This is a genomic window from Actinomadura sp. 21ATH, assembly GCF_041951345.1.
GTDB lineage: Bacteria > Actinomycetota > Actinomycetes > Streptosporangiales > Streptosporangiaceae > Spirillospora.
Window position 1 is genome coordinate 437,805 of record NZ_JBGNUR010000005.1, and the last position, 15,400, is coordinate 453,204.

A 15,400-nucleotide genomic window follows, 5' to 3' on the forward strand; every position below is an offset into this window, starting at 1 on the left:
CGCAGGGAGTGGCCCACCGGAGACTCTTCAGTATCTGAGAATTTCACCGTTTCATGATCATCGAACCCGGCGTACGCTGGAACGCGAGGCGCTCTTTCGATGAACGCACGCCAGAGGCGGGCGTGTGGGGGGTTGTGCGGTGACTGAGCGGCTTCCGCTGTTCCCGCTGGGCACGGTCCTGTTCCCGGGACTGGTGCTCCCGCTGCACCTGTTCGAGGAGCGCTACCGGCTGCTGGTCCGCGACCTGCTGGAGCGGCCCGAGCCGCGGCTGCTCGGCATCGTGGGCATCGAGCTGGGCCACGAGGTCGGCGACACCGCCGGGATGCGGCTGGCCGAGGTCGGCTGCGCCGCCGAGGTGCGCCGCGTCGACCCCCGCCCCGACGGCCGGTACGACATCGTCACCACCGGGGCGACCCGGTTCCGGATCAAGGAGCTGGACCGGGCGCGGCCGTACCTGCGCGGCGAGGTCGAGTTCCTTCCCGAGGAGCCCGGCGCCGACCCCCGCCCGTACGCGGACCGCGTCCGGCTGCTGTTCCGGCTCTACCGGCACCGGCTCGCAGCGGCGGGCGCCCGGGTCGCCGAGCCCGCCGCCCTGCCCGACGATCCGGTGCGGCTGTCGTACCTGGTCGCCGCGGCCGCCGTCCTGGACGGCCACGACAAGCAGCGGCTGCTGGAGGCCGAGGACGCCGCCATCCGGCTGCGCGCCCTCCAGGACCTGCTGGCCCGCGAGACGCGGCTGCTCGGGTCGCTGCCGACCGTCCCGGCGGGGCAGTTCCTGGACACCTCGTTCCACCCCAACTGAGGCGCCGCGGGGACCCTCCCGCCGAAATCCGCGGGCACTCGGCGATCATCGGCGGCAGACTGGGTCCCATGAGCTCAGGCAAGTCCAAGGCCGGCAAGGGCAAGGGGACCCCGGCGACGGTGGCCGCCGCCGAGGCGGGCATCACCTACGAACTCCACCCCTACGAGGCCGACCCGGCCGCCGAGTCGTACGGTCAGGCGGCGGCGGACGCGCTGGGCGTCCCGCACGAGCGGCTGTTCAAGACGCTGCTCGCCGAGGTGGACGGCGGCCTCACCGTGGCGGTCGTGCCGGTCTCGGCCACGCTCGACCTCAAGGCCCTGGCCGCGGCGGCCGGCGGCAAGAAGGCGAGGATGGCCGACCCCAAGGACGCCGAGCGTGCCACCGGGTACGTGGTGGGCGGGATCAGCCCGCTCGGCCAGCGGCGCCGGCTGCCGGCCGTGGTGGACGAGTCCGCCTCAGCCTTCCCGACGATCTACGTCTCGGCCGGTCGGCGCGGACTGCAGATCGAGCTCTCCCCCGCCGACCTTGTCCGGCTCACCGGCGCCGTGACCGCGGGGATCGCCCGCGGGTAGCCGCTTCACCAGCGCCTCCAGCACCCCGTACGCGCCCACCGCGAACAGCGGCCAGGCCACCAGCAGGCCGGTCGCGCGCAGCTCGGCCGGCCCGGCGAGGGTGCGGCCGTCGGGGGCCCGCCGCACGGCGCGCTGGAAGGCGTCCAGGCCGATGTGCTGGCCGAGCCGCCAGGCCACCAGGGAGGCGGCCAGGCCGCCCGCCGCCAGCCCGAACAGCAGCGCCACGTCGTTGCCGCGGCCGCCGGCGGCGTAGGCCGCCGCGCCGCACGCCAGGCCCGCGACGAGGGCGATCAGCGCGAACCGGCCGTCCACCGCGATGGGCGCCTGACCTTCGGGTTCGGCCAGCAGCGCACGGCCCTGGACGACCACGTGGGTCACCTTCGGGGAGATCTCCGCCCAGAGGAGCCCGGCGGGGACGCCGAGAAGTGCGATGATCAGGGTGGTGACCGCCCAGGTCCGCAAGGTCCGCACGGTCGGTCGCCGCACCTCGTACGCTCCTTTTGACGGTTGGCCGGAACAGCGAAAGCCTAGCCTGGCCCGACCGGCCGATCGACAACCGGATGCTGCCCCGTTCACGCCGCCGAGCGGCCCGACTACTGAGATAATGTGCCCGACATGTCCGGATTCAGCCCTGCGTTCGAACGCCTCGGCGCCGCGCTCGCCGCGGTGGTCCTCCAGCAGCAGGAGACGCTGGCGGAGTTCCTGCCGCGCGAGGACTGGAGCGCCGACCTGACCGCGCGCACCTACTCCAGCGGCGGGGTCACGGTCCAGGTGGCGCTGCTGGGCAGCTACGCCGCGCGCGAGCGCACCTGGCTGTGGGGCTGGGCCAACCCGCAGTTCGGCGAGTCCCATCCGGCGGTCGAGCCCACCCTGGCCATCCGCGGCCTGGGCGCCCGGCTCGGCATCCCCGAGTTCACCACCCCCGAGGTGGATCTGAGCTGGTACGACGGCCCCGCCGGGCACGGCGGCGAGCTGCTGGCGATGGCCGCCGGCGGCGTCCTGGGCGGCGGCGGCTACATCGGCGCCGGCTACGACGGCGGCTCCGCCTACCTGCACGTGGACGACCCGCAGGCCCCGCCCGCGCCCTGGGACCCCGTCCCGGTCCCCCGCCTCCTGGCGAACGCGGTCAGCCTCTTCCCGCGCGACCCCCGGCTCACCCTGGTCCGCCTCCTCAGCCGCCACCGCGTCGGCTACCGCGAGACCGAGGGCGGCATCGACCTCGACCTCCCCGGCGGCGGCACCGCCCGCGCCCACTTCGACGGACTCGGCCGGTTCGTCCAGTGGCAGTCGGAGCTGACCCCGGCCAACCTCTGAATCACCTCTCACTCAGCCTGAAGCGTTGCGATCGCGTCCGAAGGCAGATGCGAGCGCAAGCGAGCAGCTGATCGCGCAGCGAGCCCCCGGGCGAGCCGGAGCGATGCCAGCGATCGCCGCAGTGCCCGCCGAAGGAAGGCCGTCCACGGCCTGACGCCAAGGGCGATGCATTGAACGCTGTCAGCTCAGGCAGGAGGGGCCAAGGAGCTGTTTCAGGTCGCCCATGAGCGCCGGGGACGGCGCCACCCGGAGCTTGTCGTCGAGGCGGACGACCGTCGTCCTGGGGCCGTTCTGGAGGTGCAGGTGCACCTCGGCGGTGCCGGGGTGGGAGACCAGCACCTCCTTGAGGCGCGAGACCAGCGGCGGGGCCACGCGGCCGATCTGGAGGGTGACCGAGAGCGGGCCGGTGGCGTCGGTGACGGTGAGGTCCGGCTGGGTCACCTCCATCGCGATGATCTTGGCGACGTCCTCGCGGCGGTCCAGCCGGCCCTTGACGACCAGGATCGCGTCCTCGGCCAGCAGCGTGGAGCACAGCTGGTACGACGAGGGGAAGCACATCACCTCGATCGAACCGGCCAGGTCCTCCAGCTGGAACATCGCCCACGAGTTGCCCTGCTTGGTGACCTTGCGCTGGAGCCCGCTCAGCAGCCCGGCGACGATCACCACCTGGCCGTCCGGGCGGCTCCCCTCGTTGAGGGCGGCGATCGTGCAGTCGGCCTCGCGTTCCAGGATGTGCTCCACGCCCAGCAGCGGGTGGTCGGACACGTACAGGCCGAGCATCTCCCGCTCGAAGGCCAGCAGCGTGGTCTTGTCCCACTCCTCGCCCTCGGGGATCGCCACCGCGAACGCGTCCTCGCCGCCGTCGTCCTCCAGGGCGCCGAACAGCGAGTCCTGGCCGATGGCCTCCTTGCGCTTGATGTCGATGACCGAGTCGATGGCCTGCTCGTGCACCATGAGCAGCGCCTTGCGCTGGTGGCCGAGCTCGTCGAAGCCGCCGGCCTTGATCAGCGACTCGACCACCCGCTTGTTGCAGACGATCGGCGGGACCTTGTTGAGGAAGTCGTTGAAGTCGGTGTAGGCGCCCTTCTCCTTGCGCGCCGCCACGATGCCCTCGACCACGTTGGTGCCGACGTTGCGGACCGCCGACAGGCCGAACCGGATCTCGGTGTCGCCGATCGGGGTGAAGTCGGCCTCGGAGGTGTTGACGTCCGGCGGCAGCACCGTCAGCTTCATCCGGCGGCACTCGTTCAGGTAGAGCGCGCTCTTGTCCTTGTCGTCGCCGACGGAGGTCAGCAGCGCCGCCATGTACTCGGCCGGGTAGTTGGCCTTGAGGTAGGCCGTCCAGTAGGAGACCAGCCCGTACGCGGCGGAGTGCGCCTTGTTGAACGCGTAGTCGGAGAACGGGACCAGGATGTCCCAGAGCGTCTTGACGGCCTCCTTGGAGAAGCCGTTGTCGATCATGCCCTGCTCGAAGCCGACGAACTGGGCGTCCAGCTCGGCCTTCTTCTTCTTGCCCATGACGCGGCGGAGCAGGTCCGCCTTGCCGAGCGTGTACCCCGCCACCTTCTGCGCGATCGCCATGACCTGCTCCTGATAGACGATCAGGCCGTAGGTCGTGTCGAGGATCTCCTTGAGGGGCTCCTCCAGCTCCGGGTGGATCGGGGTGATCTCCTGCTGGCCGTTCTTGCGGAGCGCGTAGTTGGTGTGCGAGTTGGCGCCCATCGGGCCGGGCCGGTAGAGCGCGCCGACCGCGGAGATGTCCTCGAAGTTGTCCGGCTTCATCAGCCGCAGCAGCGAGCGCATCGGGCCGCCGTCGAACTGGAACACCCCGAGGGTGTCGCCGCGGGCGAGGAGGTCGTAGGTGGGCTGGTCGGTCAGCTCCAGGGCGAGCAGGTCGACGTCGATGCCCTTGTTCTTCTTGATGCCCTTGAGCGCGTCATCGATGATCGTCAGGTTGCGCAGGCCCAGGAAGTCCATCTTGAGCAGGCCGAGCGTCTCGCAGGTCGGGTAGTCGAACTGCGTGATGATCGCGCCGTCGGCGTCCCGGCGCATGATCGGCACATGGTCGGTGATCGTCTCACCGGACATGATGATCCCGGCCGCGTGCACGCCGGTCTGCCGGATCAGGCCCTCCAGGCCCTGCGCCAGATCCATGATCTGCTTGACGTCGGGCTCTTCCTCGTACAGCTTGCGCAGCTCGCCCGCCTCGCTGTGGCGCGGGTGCTTCTCGTCGAAGATCCCCGACAGCGGGATGTCCTTGCCCATCACGGCGGGCGGGAACGCCTTGGAGATCCGGTCGCCCAGCGCGTACGGGAAGCCCAGGACGCGGCCGGCGTCCTTGATGGCGGCCTTCGCCTTGATGGTGCCGAACGTGGCGATGAACGAGACCTTGTCCGCCCCCCACTTCTCGGTGGTGTAGCGGATCACCTCCGCCCGCCGGTCTTCAGGGAAGTCGATGTCGATGTCGGGCATCGACGCGCGCTCGGGGTTGAGGAACCGCTCGAAGATCAGCCCGTGCGGGATCGGGTCCAGGTCGGTGATGCCCATCGCGTACGCGATCAGCGAGCCCGCGGCGCTGCCCCGGCCCGGGCCGACCAGGATGCCGTTCTCCTTGGCCCACATGATGAAGTCGGCGACGACGAGGAAGTACGACGGGTAGCCCTTGCCGAGGATGACGTCCATCTCGTACTCGGCCTGCTCGGCGTACCCGTCGGGCAGGCCGTCCGGGAAGCGCCGCTCCAGGCCCTTCCAGACCTCCTTGCGGAACCAGCTCTCCTCGGTCTCGCCCTCCGGGACGGGGAAGCGGGGGCTGAGGTCGCGGTACTCGAACATGCCCTCCGGCTCGACCCGCTCGGCGATCAGGAGGGTGTTCCGGCAGCCCTCCTGCCAGATGTCGGAGCCGTCGATCGCGCGCATCTCGTCGGCGGTCTTGATGTAGTAGCCGCTGCCGTCGAAGCGGAACCGGTCGGGGTCGGCCAGCTGCTTGCCCACCTGGACGCACAGCAGCGCGTCGTGCGCCGTGGCCTCGCTCTCGTGGGTGTAGTGCGAGTCGTTGGTCACCACCGGCGGGATGTTCAGCTTCTTGCCGATGTCGATCAGGCCCTGCCGGACGCGCTTCTCGATGTCCAGGCCGTGGTCCATCAGCTCCAGGAAGTAGTTCTCCTTGCCGAGGATGTCCTGGAACGTGGCGGCCGCCTTGAGCGCCTCGTCGAACTGGCCCAGCCGCAGCCGGGTCTGCACCTTGCCGGACGGGCAGCCGGTGGTGGCCATCAGCCCGTCGGCGTGCTCGGCCAGCAGCTCCTCGTCCATCCGCGCGTACTTGAACACGAAGCCCTCGGTGAACGCGCGGCTGGAGAGCTTGAACAGGTTGTGCAGGCCGGTCTTGTTCCGCGCCCACAGCGTCTTGTGGTTGATCAGGCCGCCGCCGGAGACGTCGTCGCGCTTCTGGCTCGGCTCGCCCCACTGGACCTTCTTCTTGTGGTAGCGGGACTCGGGCGCCATGTACGCCTCGATGCCGATGATCGGGGTGACCCCGGCGGCCATGGCCTGCTTGTGGAAGTCGTAGGCGCCGTGCATGTTGCCGTGGTCGGTCATCGCGATGGCCGGCATCCTCTGCCGGCCGACCTCTTCGAACATCTGCTTCAGCCGGGCGGCACCGTCCAGCATCGAGTACTCGGTATGAACGTGCAGATGTACGAACGAGTCGGCCATGCCTCGTGCGCCTCCTGGTCTCAGCAGCCTGTCATCGCATGCGACCGCCCACGTGCGGTGGCACGTGTCGCGAAGGTCGGTCTCCGGGGGAAGATCGCCGACCCGGATCGGGGTCCGGGACGACGCGGTCCTGAGAGCCTAACCCTCCCCGGGCCGGCCTCGTACCCCGACACTCCGGCGCGCGCCCGGCCCGCGCCGGACCGTTACGCACCGGTTCGTTCCGGCCACCGGGCGTGACCCGTTCAGGCGGTCGCGCGGCCCTCGCGGTACGCGCCGGGCGGCACGCCGACGGTGCGCTTGAAGTGCCGGGTCAGGTGCGCCTGGTCGGCGAACCCGGTGCGGGCGGCGACCTCCGCCGGGCGCATCCCCGCGTCCAGCAGGCCGCGGGCGCGGCGCACCCGGACCTGGTTCAGGTACGCGTGCGGCGGCAGCCCGGTGACCGCCCGGAACGCCCTGGCCAGCTGGAACGTCCCGACGCCCACGGCCTCGGCCAGGTCGTCCAGGCGGGGCGGGTCCAGCAGGCTCTCGTGCAGGATCTCGCGGGCCCGGGCGACGGCGGCGGGCATCCGCGCCGCGGCGCGCTCGTCCGGGAGGTGCCCGGCGTGCCGCAGCAGGCTCTCCGCGGCCGCGCGGAACAGCGAGGACGTCGCCAGCGCGTCGCCGTGCTCGCCGGCGCGGTGCACGGCGCGCACGAGCCGGGCGGCCTCGGGGTCCACGACCAGCGTCTCGGGGAAGTGCGGGGTGCCGGGCGGCGCGCCGAGGTCGGCGGCGACCGCGCTCATCACCTCGATGGAGGGGTAGAGCACGCGGTACGCCCAGCCCTCCGGGACGCCGGCCTGCCCGGTGTGCACCACGCCGGGGTTGACCAGCGCGATCGAGCCCGGCCCGGCCCGCAGCGTGCGGCCCGCGTACTCGAACTCCTCGACGCCGTCCTCGATCAGGGCGATGGCGTAGGTGTCGTGGGTGTGCCGGTCGTAGCGGTGGGTCACGAAGCGGGCGCGCAGCAGGTCGACCCCGGGCAGCCCGGGATGGCTCCAGTAGTGTGCGACCTCGCCTGTCATGCCTGGAATGCTAGCTCTCCTCCAGAACGTCCTGTCTCATGAGCTGAGACATCAGGTCCACGGATTGGCGCCGCCGGACTCCGGTCGCCTACCATCGGGGCCATGGAACGTCGCTATTTCGGGTTTACGCAGCCGGCTCCGGGCGAGCCGGTCGCCGCGACCTGAGCGACGACCCCGGAGCCGGCAGAAGGCAGAGTCCCGCGGACTCTGCCTTTTCTCTTGCGAGCGCGGCCCCGGGCAGGCATCCCCCTCCGGCACGCCGGCCGCGGCGCCGCACCCGTCACGCCGTACCCGCCCCGCCGTACCCGCCGTACACGCCTGAGAGGGACGACCGATGAGCGAACCCACCGCCACCACCACGGCCGCCGCCGAGGAACTGACCGTGGCGCTGCCCCGGACCGACCGCCTGGCCACGCTGGCCGACGCCCGCGCCGCGATCGACGGCATCGACGCCGCCCTGGCCGCGCTGCTGGAGCGCCGCGCCGCGGTCGCCGGGGTCGTCCAGCGGCTCAAGCCGGTCGGCGGCTTCGCCGGCCGCGACGCCGAGCGCGAGCGGCTGATCGTCGCCGCGATGGCCGAGCGCGCCCCCTCCCTCGCGGCCGGCCATCTCGCCAAGATCATGAACGCGGTCATCGAGGCGGGGCTGGACGCCGCCGAGCGCAAGAACGTTCAAGACGCCCCGCGCGGGCGCTGACTAGCGTCCCCGCCATGAGTGCGACGGAATCGGCGGCACCGGCGGTGGAGGATCCGCCCGGGGCCGCACCGGGGGACGGCGCGGCGGGCGCCGCGGCGGCCCGTTCGGCGGCGGTACGGAACGGGCTGGGCGTGGGCATCGCGGTCGGGCTGTCCGGATTCGCGTTCGGCGCGGCGGCCTCCACGGCCGGGCTGACGGCGGCGCAGGCGTGCGTCCTCAGCCTGCTGGCCTTCACCGGGGCCTCGCAGTTCGCGCTGACCGGCGTGATCGGCGCGGGCGGCGGCCTGGCGGCGGGCGTGCTGGGGGCGGTGCTCCTCGGCGGCCGCAACGCGCTGTACGGGCTGCGGCTGGCCGACCTGCTGCGGGTGCGCGGCGCGCGGCGGCTCCTCACCGCGCACGGGGTCATCGACGAGACGACCGCGGTCGCGAACGCCCAGCCCGACCGCGCCTCCGCCCGGACCGGCTTCTACGTGACCGCCGCCACCATCTACGTGACGTGGAACCTCACCACGCTGCTCGGCGCGCTCGGCGCCGCCCGCCTCGGCGACCCGGAGACCTACGGGCTGGACGTCCTGGGCCCTGCCGCCTTCCTGGCGCTGCTGTGGCCGCGGCTCACCGCCGGGCGGACCGAGGCGCGGGTCGCGGTGGGCGCCGGGGTGATCGCCATCGCCACCACGCCGCTGCTGCCCCCGGGGGTGCCCGTGATGCTCGCGGCGGTGGCCGCGCTGGTCGCGCTCCTCCCGTACCGGCCGGGCCGTGCCGCCCGCGGCCGCCCGGCGAGCACAGAGGACGCAGAAGGCCCAGAGGGCACTGGGGGCACTGGGGGCGCGCATGGCAAGGAGGCGCGATGAGCGTGTGGATCGCGGTGATCGCCACCGGCATCGGCTGCTACCTGCTGAAGCTGGGCGGCCTGGTCACCCCGCAGCGCGTGCTGGACGATCCGCGCGTGCGCCGGTTCACCGACCTGGTGCCGGTGGCGCTCCTGACCGCGCTGATCGCCGTCCAGGCGCTGGCCCCGGAGGGCCGGACGCTGGAGTTCGACGGCCCCCGGACGGCCGGGCTCGCGGCCGCCGTGGCGGCGATGCTGCTGCGCGCGCCGTTCCTGGTGGTGCTGGCCGTGGCCGCCGGGGTCGCGGCGGGCCTGCGCCTGCTCGTCTAGCCGCCGGCCCGGCCCGCCGCGCCCGCCGCTACGACTCGGACTCCACGATCTCCAGCGCGCGCGCCAGGTCGTCGGGGTACGGGCTGGTGAACTCCACCGGCTCGCCCGTGGTCGGGTGCTCGAATCCCAGCCGCGCCGCGTGCAGCCACTGCCGCCGCAGCCCCAGCCGCGCCGCCAGCGTCGGGTCGGCGCCGTAGGCCATGTCCCCCACGCAGGGGTGGCGGATCGCCGACATGTGCACCCGGATCTGGTGCGTGCGGCCCGTCTCCAGGTCGATGTCGAGGAGGGTGGCGGCCCGGTACGCCTCCACGGTGTCGTAGTGCGTCACCGACGGCTTGCCGCCCGCCACCACCGCGAACCGGCCGTCCCCCGAGGGGTGCCGGTCGATGGGCGCGTCGACCGTCCCGCGGAACGGGTCGGGATGCCCCTGCACCAGCGCCTGGTAGCGCTTGTCGACGGTGCGCTCCTTGAACGCCCGCTTGAGGCGCGAGTACGCGATCTCGCTCTTGGCGACGACCATCGCGCCCGTGGTGTTGGCGTCCAGCCGGTGGACGATGCCCTGCCGCTCGGCCGCGCCGCTGGTCGCGACGGTGTGCCCGGCGCCCAGCAGGCCGCCCAGCACCGTCGGGCCCGTCCACCCGGTGGTCGGGTGGGCGGCGACGCCGGTGGGCTTGTCGACCACGACGATGTCGTCGTCCTCGTACAGGATCCCCATGCCCGGGATCGGCTCGGCGACCGGCGCCGGCGCGGCGGGCGGCGGCGGGAGCGTGACCTCCAGCCACGCGCCGCCGTACACCCGGTCGGACTTGGCGACCTCGTTGCCGTCCAGGAGGACGTCGCCCGCGGCGATGATGTCGGCGGCCCGGCTGCGGGACAGCCCGAACAGCCGGGCGAGGGCGGCGTCGATCCGCTCGCCCTCCAGGCCGTCGGGGACCGGGAGGCTGCGTACGTCCGCCATCAGGACTTCTCCTCCGGAGCCTTCTCGCCCTTCCCGGCGTCACCCGTCTCCCCGGCGGCCTCGGCGGCCTCGGCGCGTTCCCTCTTGCCCGGGATCCGCGTGCCGTCGAGCTGGAGCCCCCGCGCCGCCAGCACGACGGCCAGGACGCCGCCGCAGACGATCGCCGAGTCGGCCAGGTTGAAGACCGGCCAGTTGGGGACCTCGATCCAGTCGACCACGTGGCCCTTCAGCGGCGCGGGCGCGCGCAGCATCCGGTCGGCCAGGTTGCCGACCGCGCCGCCCAGCATCAGCCCCAGGCACACCGCCCACGGGACGCTGCGCAGGTCGCGGGCGGTGCGCAGGATGGCGATCACCACGCCGATGGCGATGAGGGTGAACACGATCGTGTAGCCGGTGCCGATCGAGAACGCGGCGCCGCTGTTGCGGGTCTCGCGCAGCGTCAGCAGCCCGCCCAGCAGGCGGATGGGCTCGCGGTCCTGCAGCGTGGCCACCACCACGATCTTGGTGACCACGTCCAGGGCCAGCGCGGCCAGCGCGATCGCGATCAGCACGCCGACACGGCGCGGCCGGGAGGATCCGGCCGATCCCCCTCCGGCGGCGCTCTCGGGGTTGGTTTCGTCGTTCAGCGACGTTCCTCGCGTTGTTTGCATGTCACGCATAGCGTCGCACGCGGGAAGACCTGAAGGCGCGCCTTCCCTACCGGCCTGCCACAGGATTCGCAGATCCCGTACGTGCCGGCGTCGATCCGCTGTACGGCCCGCTCCGTCTGCGCGAGCAGGTCACGCGAATTGTAGGTCAGGGAGAGCTCGTGCTCGCGCTCGTAGGTCTTGGCCCCGGTGTCGGCCTGGTCGTCGCCCGCCCCGTCGGCGGCGTCGCCCTCGGCGATCTGGGTGGCGGAGGCGGCGATCTCGGCCTCCAGCGCGGTGATCTGCGCGGCCAGCGCGGCCCGCACCTCGGCCAGCTCCGTCCCGGTCCAGCGGTCCTCGCCCTCGCGGACCGGCAGCGCCGCCGCCGTCGCCGCGGCCTCCGCGGTCTCCCTGGCCTCCGTCCGCGCCCGCCTGGCGGTGCCCGCGGCCCGCTTCGCGGCGTCCTTCTTCGCGGCGTCCTTCTTCGCAACGGCCTTCGCCGCGGGCTTCGCGGCCGGCTTGGCGGCGGGGCGGGCGGACTTGCCCGCGGCCTTGGCGCGGGTGCCCGGGCTCTTCTTGCCGGGCCCCTTCTTGTCGGGGATCTTCTTGTCGGAAAGCTTCGTCCCGGCGGCCTCGGCGGTCGTCTCACCCCTCCCCTCGCCGGCCGTGTCGGCCCCCCTCACGGTGATCTTCTCGACGGGCAGTGCGGGCAGCATGGGTCCCCTTTCGGCGAGTCGGCGACATGACCTGGTCTCATTACCGTCCGCATATGCCCAATCGCGGTCCGGCGAGAACCCGGGAGTCCCCACAATCTGCGGAGAGAGTTGCGCCACACCCGCCCCGGACGCCCCGTACGCGGCCGAAATGGAAAGAGTTTTGCCCGGCCGTGCGTTACCCTCACTGCGAGCAGTCATGTCGGCAGGCCGTGATGGGGACACCTGCCGCCGTACGCCAGCCATGAGCGACCCGGGGACGGTGCGAGCCCGGGGGCGGGGCCCGGCGGTCTGATCACCCCGGAGCCGCCGGAGGAACCGCCGCACCCGTGCTCTCCCGGCGGGCGCGGCGCAGTAGAACCGGCCGCCGAGACTCGAACGAAGCGGATCGCGCCGTACCCCACCGGTACGGGCCGCGGTCAAGGAGGGTGGTACCGCGGGACCCGGCCCGGCAGCAGCGGGCGGGCGTCTCGTCCCTCCGGTCCACGTGCAGTCACACCAGAAACACGTCGATCCGGAGGTTCGCCCACGTGACCCGCAGTTTCCGGCCCCTGCCGACGCAGGTCGACCTGCCCGCCCTGGAGCGGGAGATGATGGGCCGCTGGCAGGAGCGCAAGGTGTTCGAGCGCTCCCTGGAGCGCACCGCCTCCGGCCCGCGCTGGCTCTTCTACGAAGGCCCGCCCACCGCCAACGGCATGCCCGGCGTGCACCACGTCGAGGCCCGCGTCTTCAAGGACGTCTTCCCGCGCTACCGCACGATGAAGGGCTACCACGTCCCCCGCAAGGCCGGCTGGGACTGCCACGGGCTGCCCGTCGAGGTGGCGGTGGAGAAGGAGCTCGGCCTCACCGGCAAGAAGGACATCGAGGACTACGGCATCGCCGAGTTCAACGACCGCTGCCGCGAGTCGGTGCTGCGGCACGTGGACGCCTTCGAGGAGATGTCCGACCGGATGGGCTTCTGGATCGACAGCGCCCAGGCGTACCGCACCATGGACCCCGAGTACGTCGAGGCCGTCTGGTGGTCCCTGAAGGTCGTCTTCGACAAGGGCCTGCTGTTCCGCGACTTCCGCATCACCCCGTACTGCCCGCGCTGCGGCACCGGCCTGTCCGACCACGAGCTGGGCCAGCCCGGCGGGTACGAGACGATCACCAGCCCCTCGGTGTACGTGCGGATGCCCGCCACCTCCGGCCCGCTGGCCGAGCTGGGCGCGTCCCTGCTCATCTGGACGACCACGCCCTGGACGCTGGTGTCCAACACCGCGGTCGCCGTCCACCCCGACGTCACCTACGTCGCCGCCCGCCCGCGGGGGTCGGACCCCGGGACGGGCGAGGTGCTCGTGGTCGCCGAGCCGCTGGTGGACCAGGTCCTCGGCGAGGGCGCCGAGCGGCTGGCCACGTTCCGCGGCACGGAGCTGGAGCGCACCACGTACGCCCGGCCGTTCGACCTGGTCGACATCCCCGACGCCCACTACGTGGTGCTGGGCGACTACGTCACCGTCGAGGACGGCACCGGCCTGGTCCACCAGGCACCCGCGTTCGGCGGCGACGACATGACCGTCTGCAAGGCGTACGGCATGCCGATCGTCAACCCGATCGGCCCGGACGGCCGCTTCCTGGCGGACGTCCCGCTCGTCGGCGGGAAGTTCTTCAAGGACGCCGACGAGGCGCTCACCGAGGACCTGCGCGCCCGCGGGCTCCTCTACCGGGGCGGCCACTTCGAGCACAGCTACCCGCACTGCTGGCGCTGCCACACGCCGCTGCTCTACTACGCGCTCCCCGCCTGGTACATCCGCACCACGGCCGTCAAGGACCGGCTGCTGGAGGAGAACGAGAAGACCAACTGGTTCCCCGAGACGGTCAAGCACGGCCGCTACGGCGAGTGGCTGCGCAACAACGTCGACTGGTCGCTGTCGCGCAGCCGCTACTGGGGCACGCCGCTGCCGCTGTGGGTCTGCGGCGAGGACGAGGACCACGTCACCTGCGTCGGCTCCCTCGCCGAGCTGGGCGAGCTGGCCGGGCGGGACCTGTCCGCGCTCGACCCGCACCGCCCGTTCGTGGACGACGTCACGGTCCCCTGCCGGGAGTGCGGCGCCGAGGCGCGGCGCGTGCCGGACGTCATCGACGCCTGGTACGACTCCGGCTCCATGCCGTTCGCGCAGTGGGGCGCGCCGCACCGCAATAAGGAGGTCTTCGAGTCCTCCTACCCGGCGCAGTACATCTGCGAGGCGCAGGACCAGACGCGCGGCTGGTTCTACTCGCTGATGGCCGTCGGCACGCTGGTCTTCGACCGGTCGTCGTACGAGAACGTCCTGTGCCTGGGCCTGATCCTGGCCGAGGACGGCCGCAAGATGAGCAAGCACCTGGGCAACGTGCTGCGGCCCATCCCGCTGATGGACGAGCACGGCGCCGACGCGCTGCGCTGGTTCATGCTGGCCGGCGGCATGCCGTGGGCGTCCCGGCGGATCGGGCCCGGCGCGCTGGAGGAGATCGTCCGCAAGGTCCTCCTCACGTACTGGAACACCGCCTCGTTCCTGGTCCTGTACGCCAACGCGGCGGGCGCCCAGGGCGAGGCGTGGACGCCGGACCGGCTCGCCGAGGCGCCCGCCCCGGCCGACCGGCCGCTGCTGGACCGCTGGGCGCTGGCCGAGCTGCACCGCACGGTCGGCGAGGTCGACGCGGCCCTGGACGGCTTCGACACGGCCGCGGCCGGGCGGCGGCTCGCCGAGTTCGTCGACGACCTGTCCAACTGGTACGTGCGGCGGTCGCGGCGGCGCTTCTGGGAGGGTCCGGACACGCCCGGCGGCGCCGCGGCGTTCGCCACCCTGTACGAGTGCCTGGAGACCCTGACGCGGCTGATGGCGCCGATGGTCCCGTTCGTCACCGACTACGTGTGGGACGTGATCCGGCCGGCGGGCGCGCCCGAGTCCGTCCACCTGGCCGACTTCCCGGCCGTCCGGGAGGACCTCCTCGACGCGGAGCTGTCGTCCCAGATGGCCCTGGTCCGCCGTCTGGTGGAACTGGGGCGGGCGGCCCGGGCGACGAGCGGGGTCCGCACCCGCCAGCCGCTCGGCCGCGCTCTGGTGGGCGCGCGGGGCTGGGCGGCGCTGCCGGCGGAGCTGCGCGGGCAGATCTCCGAGGAGCTGAACGTCCAGGCGTTCGAGGAGCTGGCGTCGATCGGCGGCGACCTCGTCGAGTACGAGGTGAAGCCGAACTTCCGCGAGCTGGGCAAGCGGTTCGCCAAGGACACCCCGAAGGTCGCCAAGGCGGTGACCGGCGCCGACCCGGCCGCCCTGGTCGCCGATCTGCGCGCCGGCGGGACGGTCACGGTCGAGGCCGCGGACCTGGGCCCGGTGGAGCTGTCGCCCGCCGAGGTGATCGTCACCGAGCGGCCGCGCAGCGGCTGGGCGGTGGAGAGCGCCGGCGGCGAGAGCGTCGCGCTCGACCTGGACGTGACGCCCGAGCTGCGGCGCGCGGGCCTGTACCGGGAGGCGGTGCGGCTCGTCCAGGACGCCCGCAAGTCCACCGGCCTGGAGGTCACCGACCGGATCGAGCTGTGGTGGCGGGCCACCGGCGACGAGCTGGCCGAGGCGCTGCGCGCGCACGAGGCCGAGCTGGCCGGCGAGGTGCTGGCCGAGGCCGTCCGCGAGGGCCGTCCCGAGGACGGGCCGGAGCGCGACCTGCCCGCGCAGCGGGACGACGAGCTGGGCCTGACCTTCTGGCTCCGCAAGTCCTGACGCGCGTGCGGGGGGCGGGCCGTCCGGTATCGGACGGCCCGCCCCCGGCACGGAAC

General features: G+C 72.8%; 13 protein-coding genes. 7 read left to right on the forward strand and 6 right to left on the reverse strand.

From position 1 onward, the window contains the following. The first annotated feature begins 139 nt into the window (after positions 1–139). Positions 140–802, forward strand: coding sequence for an LON peptidase substrate-binding domain-containing protein (locus ACA361_RS19285; protein WP_375013498.1), 663 nt, complete (start codon positions 140–142; stop codon positions 800–802). Between the two features lie 68 nt (positions 803–870). Then, positions 871–1,374: a Cys-tRNA(Pro) deacylase gene (gene ybaK / locus ACA361_RS19290; protein WP_375013500.1), complete on the forward strand. Its 504-nt coding sequence runs from the start codon at positions 871–873 to the stop codon at positions 1,372–1,374. On the opposite strand, the gene ACA361_RS19295 is transcribed toward ybaK, so the two are convergent. Then, positions 1,258–1,860 (reverse strand): hypothetical protein, encoded by a 603-nt coding sequence (locus ACA361_RS19295; protein WP_375013502.1) that lies wholly within the window; start codon positions 1,858–1,860, stop codon positions 1,258–1,260. The genes ybaK and ACA361_RS19295 overlap by 117 nt on opposite strands. Positions 1,861–1,989: 129 nt before the next feature. Here ACA361_RS19295 and ACA361_RS19300 point away from each other — a divergent pair, with 129 nt between their 5' ends. Next, positions 1,990–2,688, forward strand: a complete 699-nt coding sequence (locus ACA361_RS19300) for a DUF6882 domain-containing protein (protein WP_375013504.1) — start codon at positions 1,990–1,992, stop codon at positions 2,686–2,688. A gap of 180 nt (positions 2,689–2,868) precedes the next feature. Here the strand turns inward: ACA361_RS19300 and dnaE are convergent, their stop codons facing one another. Both dnaE and ACA361_RS19310 read right to left on the reverse strand, forming a co-directional pair. Then, on the reverse strand, positions 2,869–6,399 hold the full coding sequence (gene dnaE, locus ACA361_RS19305) for a DNA polymerase III subunit alpha (protein WP_375013505.1): 3,531 nt from the start codon (positions 6,397–6,399) through the stop codon (positions 2,869–2,871). 242 nt (positions 6,400–6,641) lie between these two features. Further along, positions 6,642–7,460, reverse strand: coding sequence for an AraC family transcriptional regulator (locus tag ACA361_RS19310; protein ID WP_375013507.1), 819 nt, complete (start codon positions 7,458–7,460; stop codon positions 6,642–6,644). 334 nt (positions 7,461–7,794) lie between these two features. On the opposite strand from ACA361_RS19310, the gene ACA361_RS19315 reads away from it, so the two are divergent. Genes ACA361_RS19315 through ACA361_RS19325 form a run of 3 tightly spaced genes read left to right on the forward strand, consistent with a single transcriptional unit; the run spans position 7,795 to position 9,313 of the window. Next, positions 7,795–8,154 carry a chorismate mutase gene (locus ACA361_RS19315; protein ID WP_375013509.1) on the forward strand — a complete coding sequence of 120 codons (360 nt, stop codon included), beginning with the start codon at positions 7,795–7,797 and terminating at the stop codon, positions 8,152–8,154. A gap of 14 nt (positions 8,155–8,168) precedes the next feature. Beyond that, positions 8,169–9,005: an AzlC family ABC transporter permease gene (locus ACA361_RS19320; RefSeq protein WP_375013511.1), complete on the forward strand. Its 837-nt coding sequence runs from the start codon at positions 8,169–8,171 to the stop codon at positions 9,003–9,005. Next, positions 9,002–9,313, forward strand: coding sequence for an AzlD domain-containing protein (locus ACA361_RS19325; protein ID WP_375013513.1), 312 nt, complete (start codon positions 9,002–9,004; stop codon positions 9,311–9,313). Before ACA361_RS19320 ends, ACA361_RS19325 begins: the two co-directional genes overlap by 4 nt. 28 nt (positions 9,314–9,341) lie before the next feature. Here the strand turns inward: ACA361_RS19325 and ACA361_RS19330 are convergent, their stop codons facing one another. The 3 genes from ACA361_RS19330 to ACA361_RS19340 form a co-directional block, all read right to left on the reverse strand. Beyond that, the gene (locus ACA361_RS19330; RefSeq protein WP_375013515.1) at positions 9,342–10,271 is read right to left on the reverse strand and encodes an RluA family pseudouridine synthase; all 930 of its coding nucleotides are present in this window, start codon (positions 10,269–10,271) and stop codon (positions 9,342–9,344) included. After that, complete coding sequence (gene lspA / locus ACA361_RS19335; RefSeq protein ID WP_375013517.1) at positions 10,271–10,822, reverse strand: signal peptidase II; 552 nt, start codon at positions 10,820–10,822, stop codon at positions 10,271–10,273. Before lspA ends, ACA361_RS19330 begins: the two co-directional genes overlap by 1 nt. A gap of 71 nt (positions 10,823–10,893) precedes the next feature. Continuing rightward, complete coding sequence (locus ACA361_RS19340; RefSeq protein WP_375013578.1) at positions 10,894–11,274, reverse strand: TraR/DksA family transcriptional regulator; 381 nt, start codon at positions 11,272–11,274, stop codon at positions 10,894–10,896. An 866-nt stretch (positions 11,275–12,140) separates the two neighbouring features. Here ACA361_RS19340 and ileS point away from each other — a divergent pair. Beyond that, positions 12,141–15,344: an isoleucine--tRNA ligase gene (gene ileS / locus ACA361_RS19345; RefSeq protein ID WP_375013519.1), complete on the forward strand. Its 3,204-nt coding sequence runs from the start codon at positions 12,141–12,143 to the stop codon at positions 15,342–15,344. Positions 15,345–15,400: the final 56 nt, after the last annotated feature.

What these genes read in the sequence shown, in the direction of transcription:
- ybaK (WP_375013500.1), top strand. Translation starts at nt 871, where the DNA reads ATGAGCTCAGGCAAGTCCAAGGCCGGCAAGGGCAAGGGGACCCCGGCG.
- ACA361_RS19300 (WP_375013504.1), top strand. Translation starts at nt 1,990, where the DNA reads ATGTCCGGATTCAGCCCTGCGTTCGAACGCCTCGGCGCCGCGCTCGCC.
- dnaE (WP_375013505.1), bottom strand. Translation starts at nt 6,399, where the DNA reads ATGGCCGACTCGTTCGTACATCTGCACGTTCATACCGAGTACTCGATG.
- ACA361_RS19310 (WP_375013507.1), bottom strand. Translation starts at nt 7,460, where the DNA reads ATGACAGGCGAGGTCGCACACTACTGGAGCCATCCCGGGCTGCCCGGG.
- ACA361_RS19315 (WP_375013509.1), top strand. Translation starts at nt 7,795, where the DNA reads ATGAGCGAACCCACCGCCACCACCACGGCCGCCGCCGAGGAACTGACC.
- ACA361_RS19320 (WP_375013511.1), top strand. Translation starts at nt 8,169, where the DNA reads ATGAGTGCGACGGAATCGGCGGCACCGGCGGTGGAGGATCCGCCCGGG.
- ACA361_RS19325 (WP_375013513.1), top strand. Translation starts at nt 9,002, where the DNA reads ATGAGCGTGTGGATCGCGGTGATCGCCACCGGCATCGGCTGCTACCTG.
- ACA361_RS19330 (WP_375013515.1), bottom strand. Translation starts at nt 10,271, where the DNA reads ATGGCGGACGTACGCAGCCTCCCGGTCCCCGACGGCCTGGAGGGCGAG.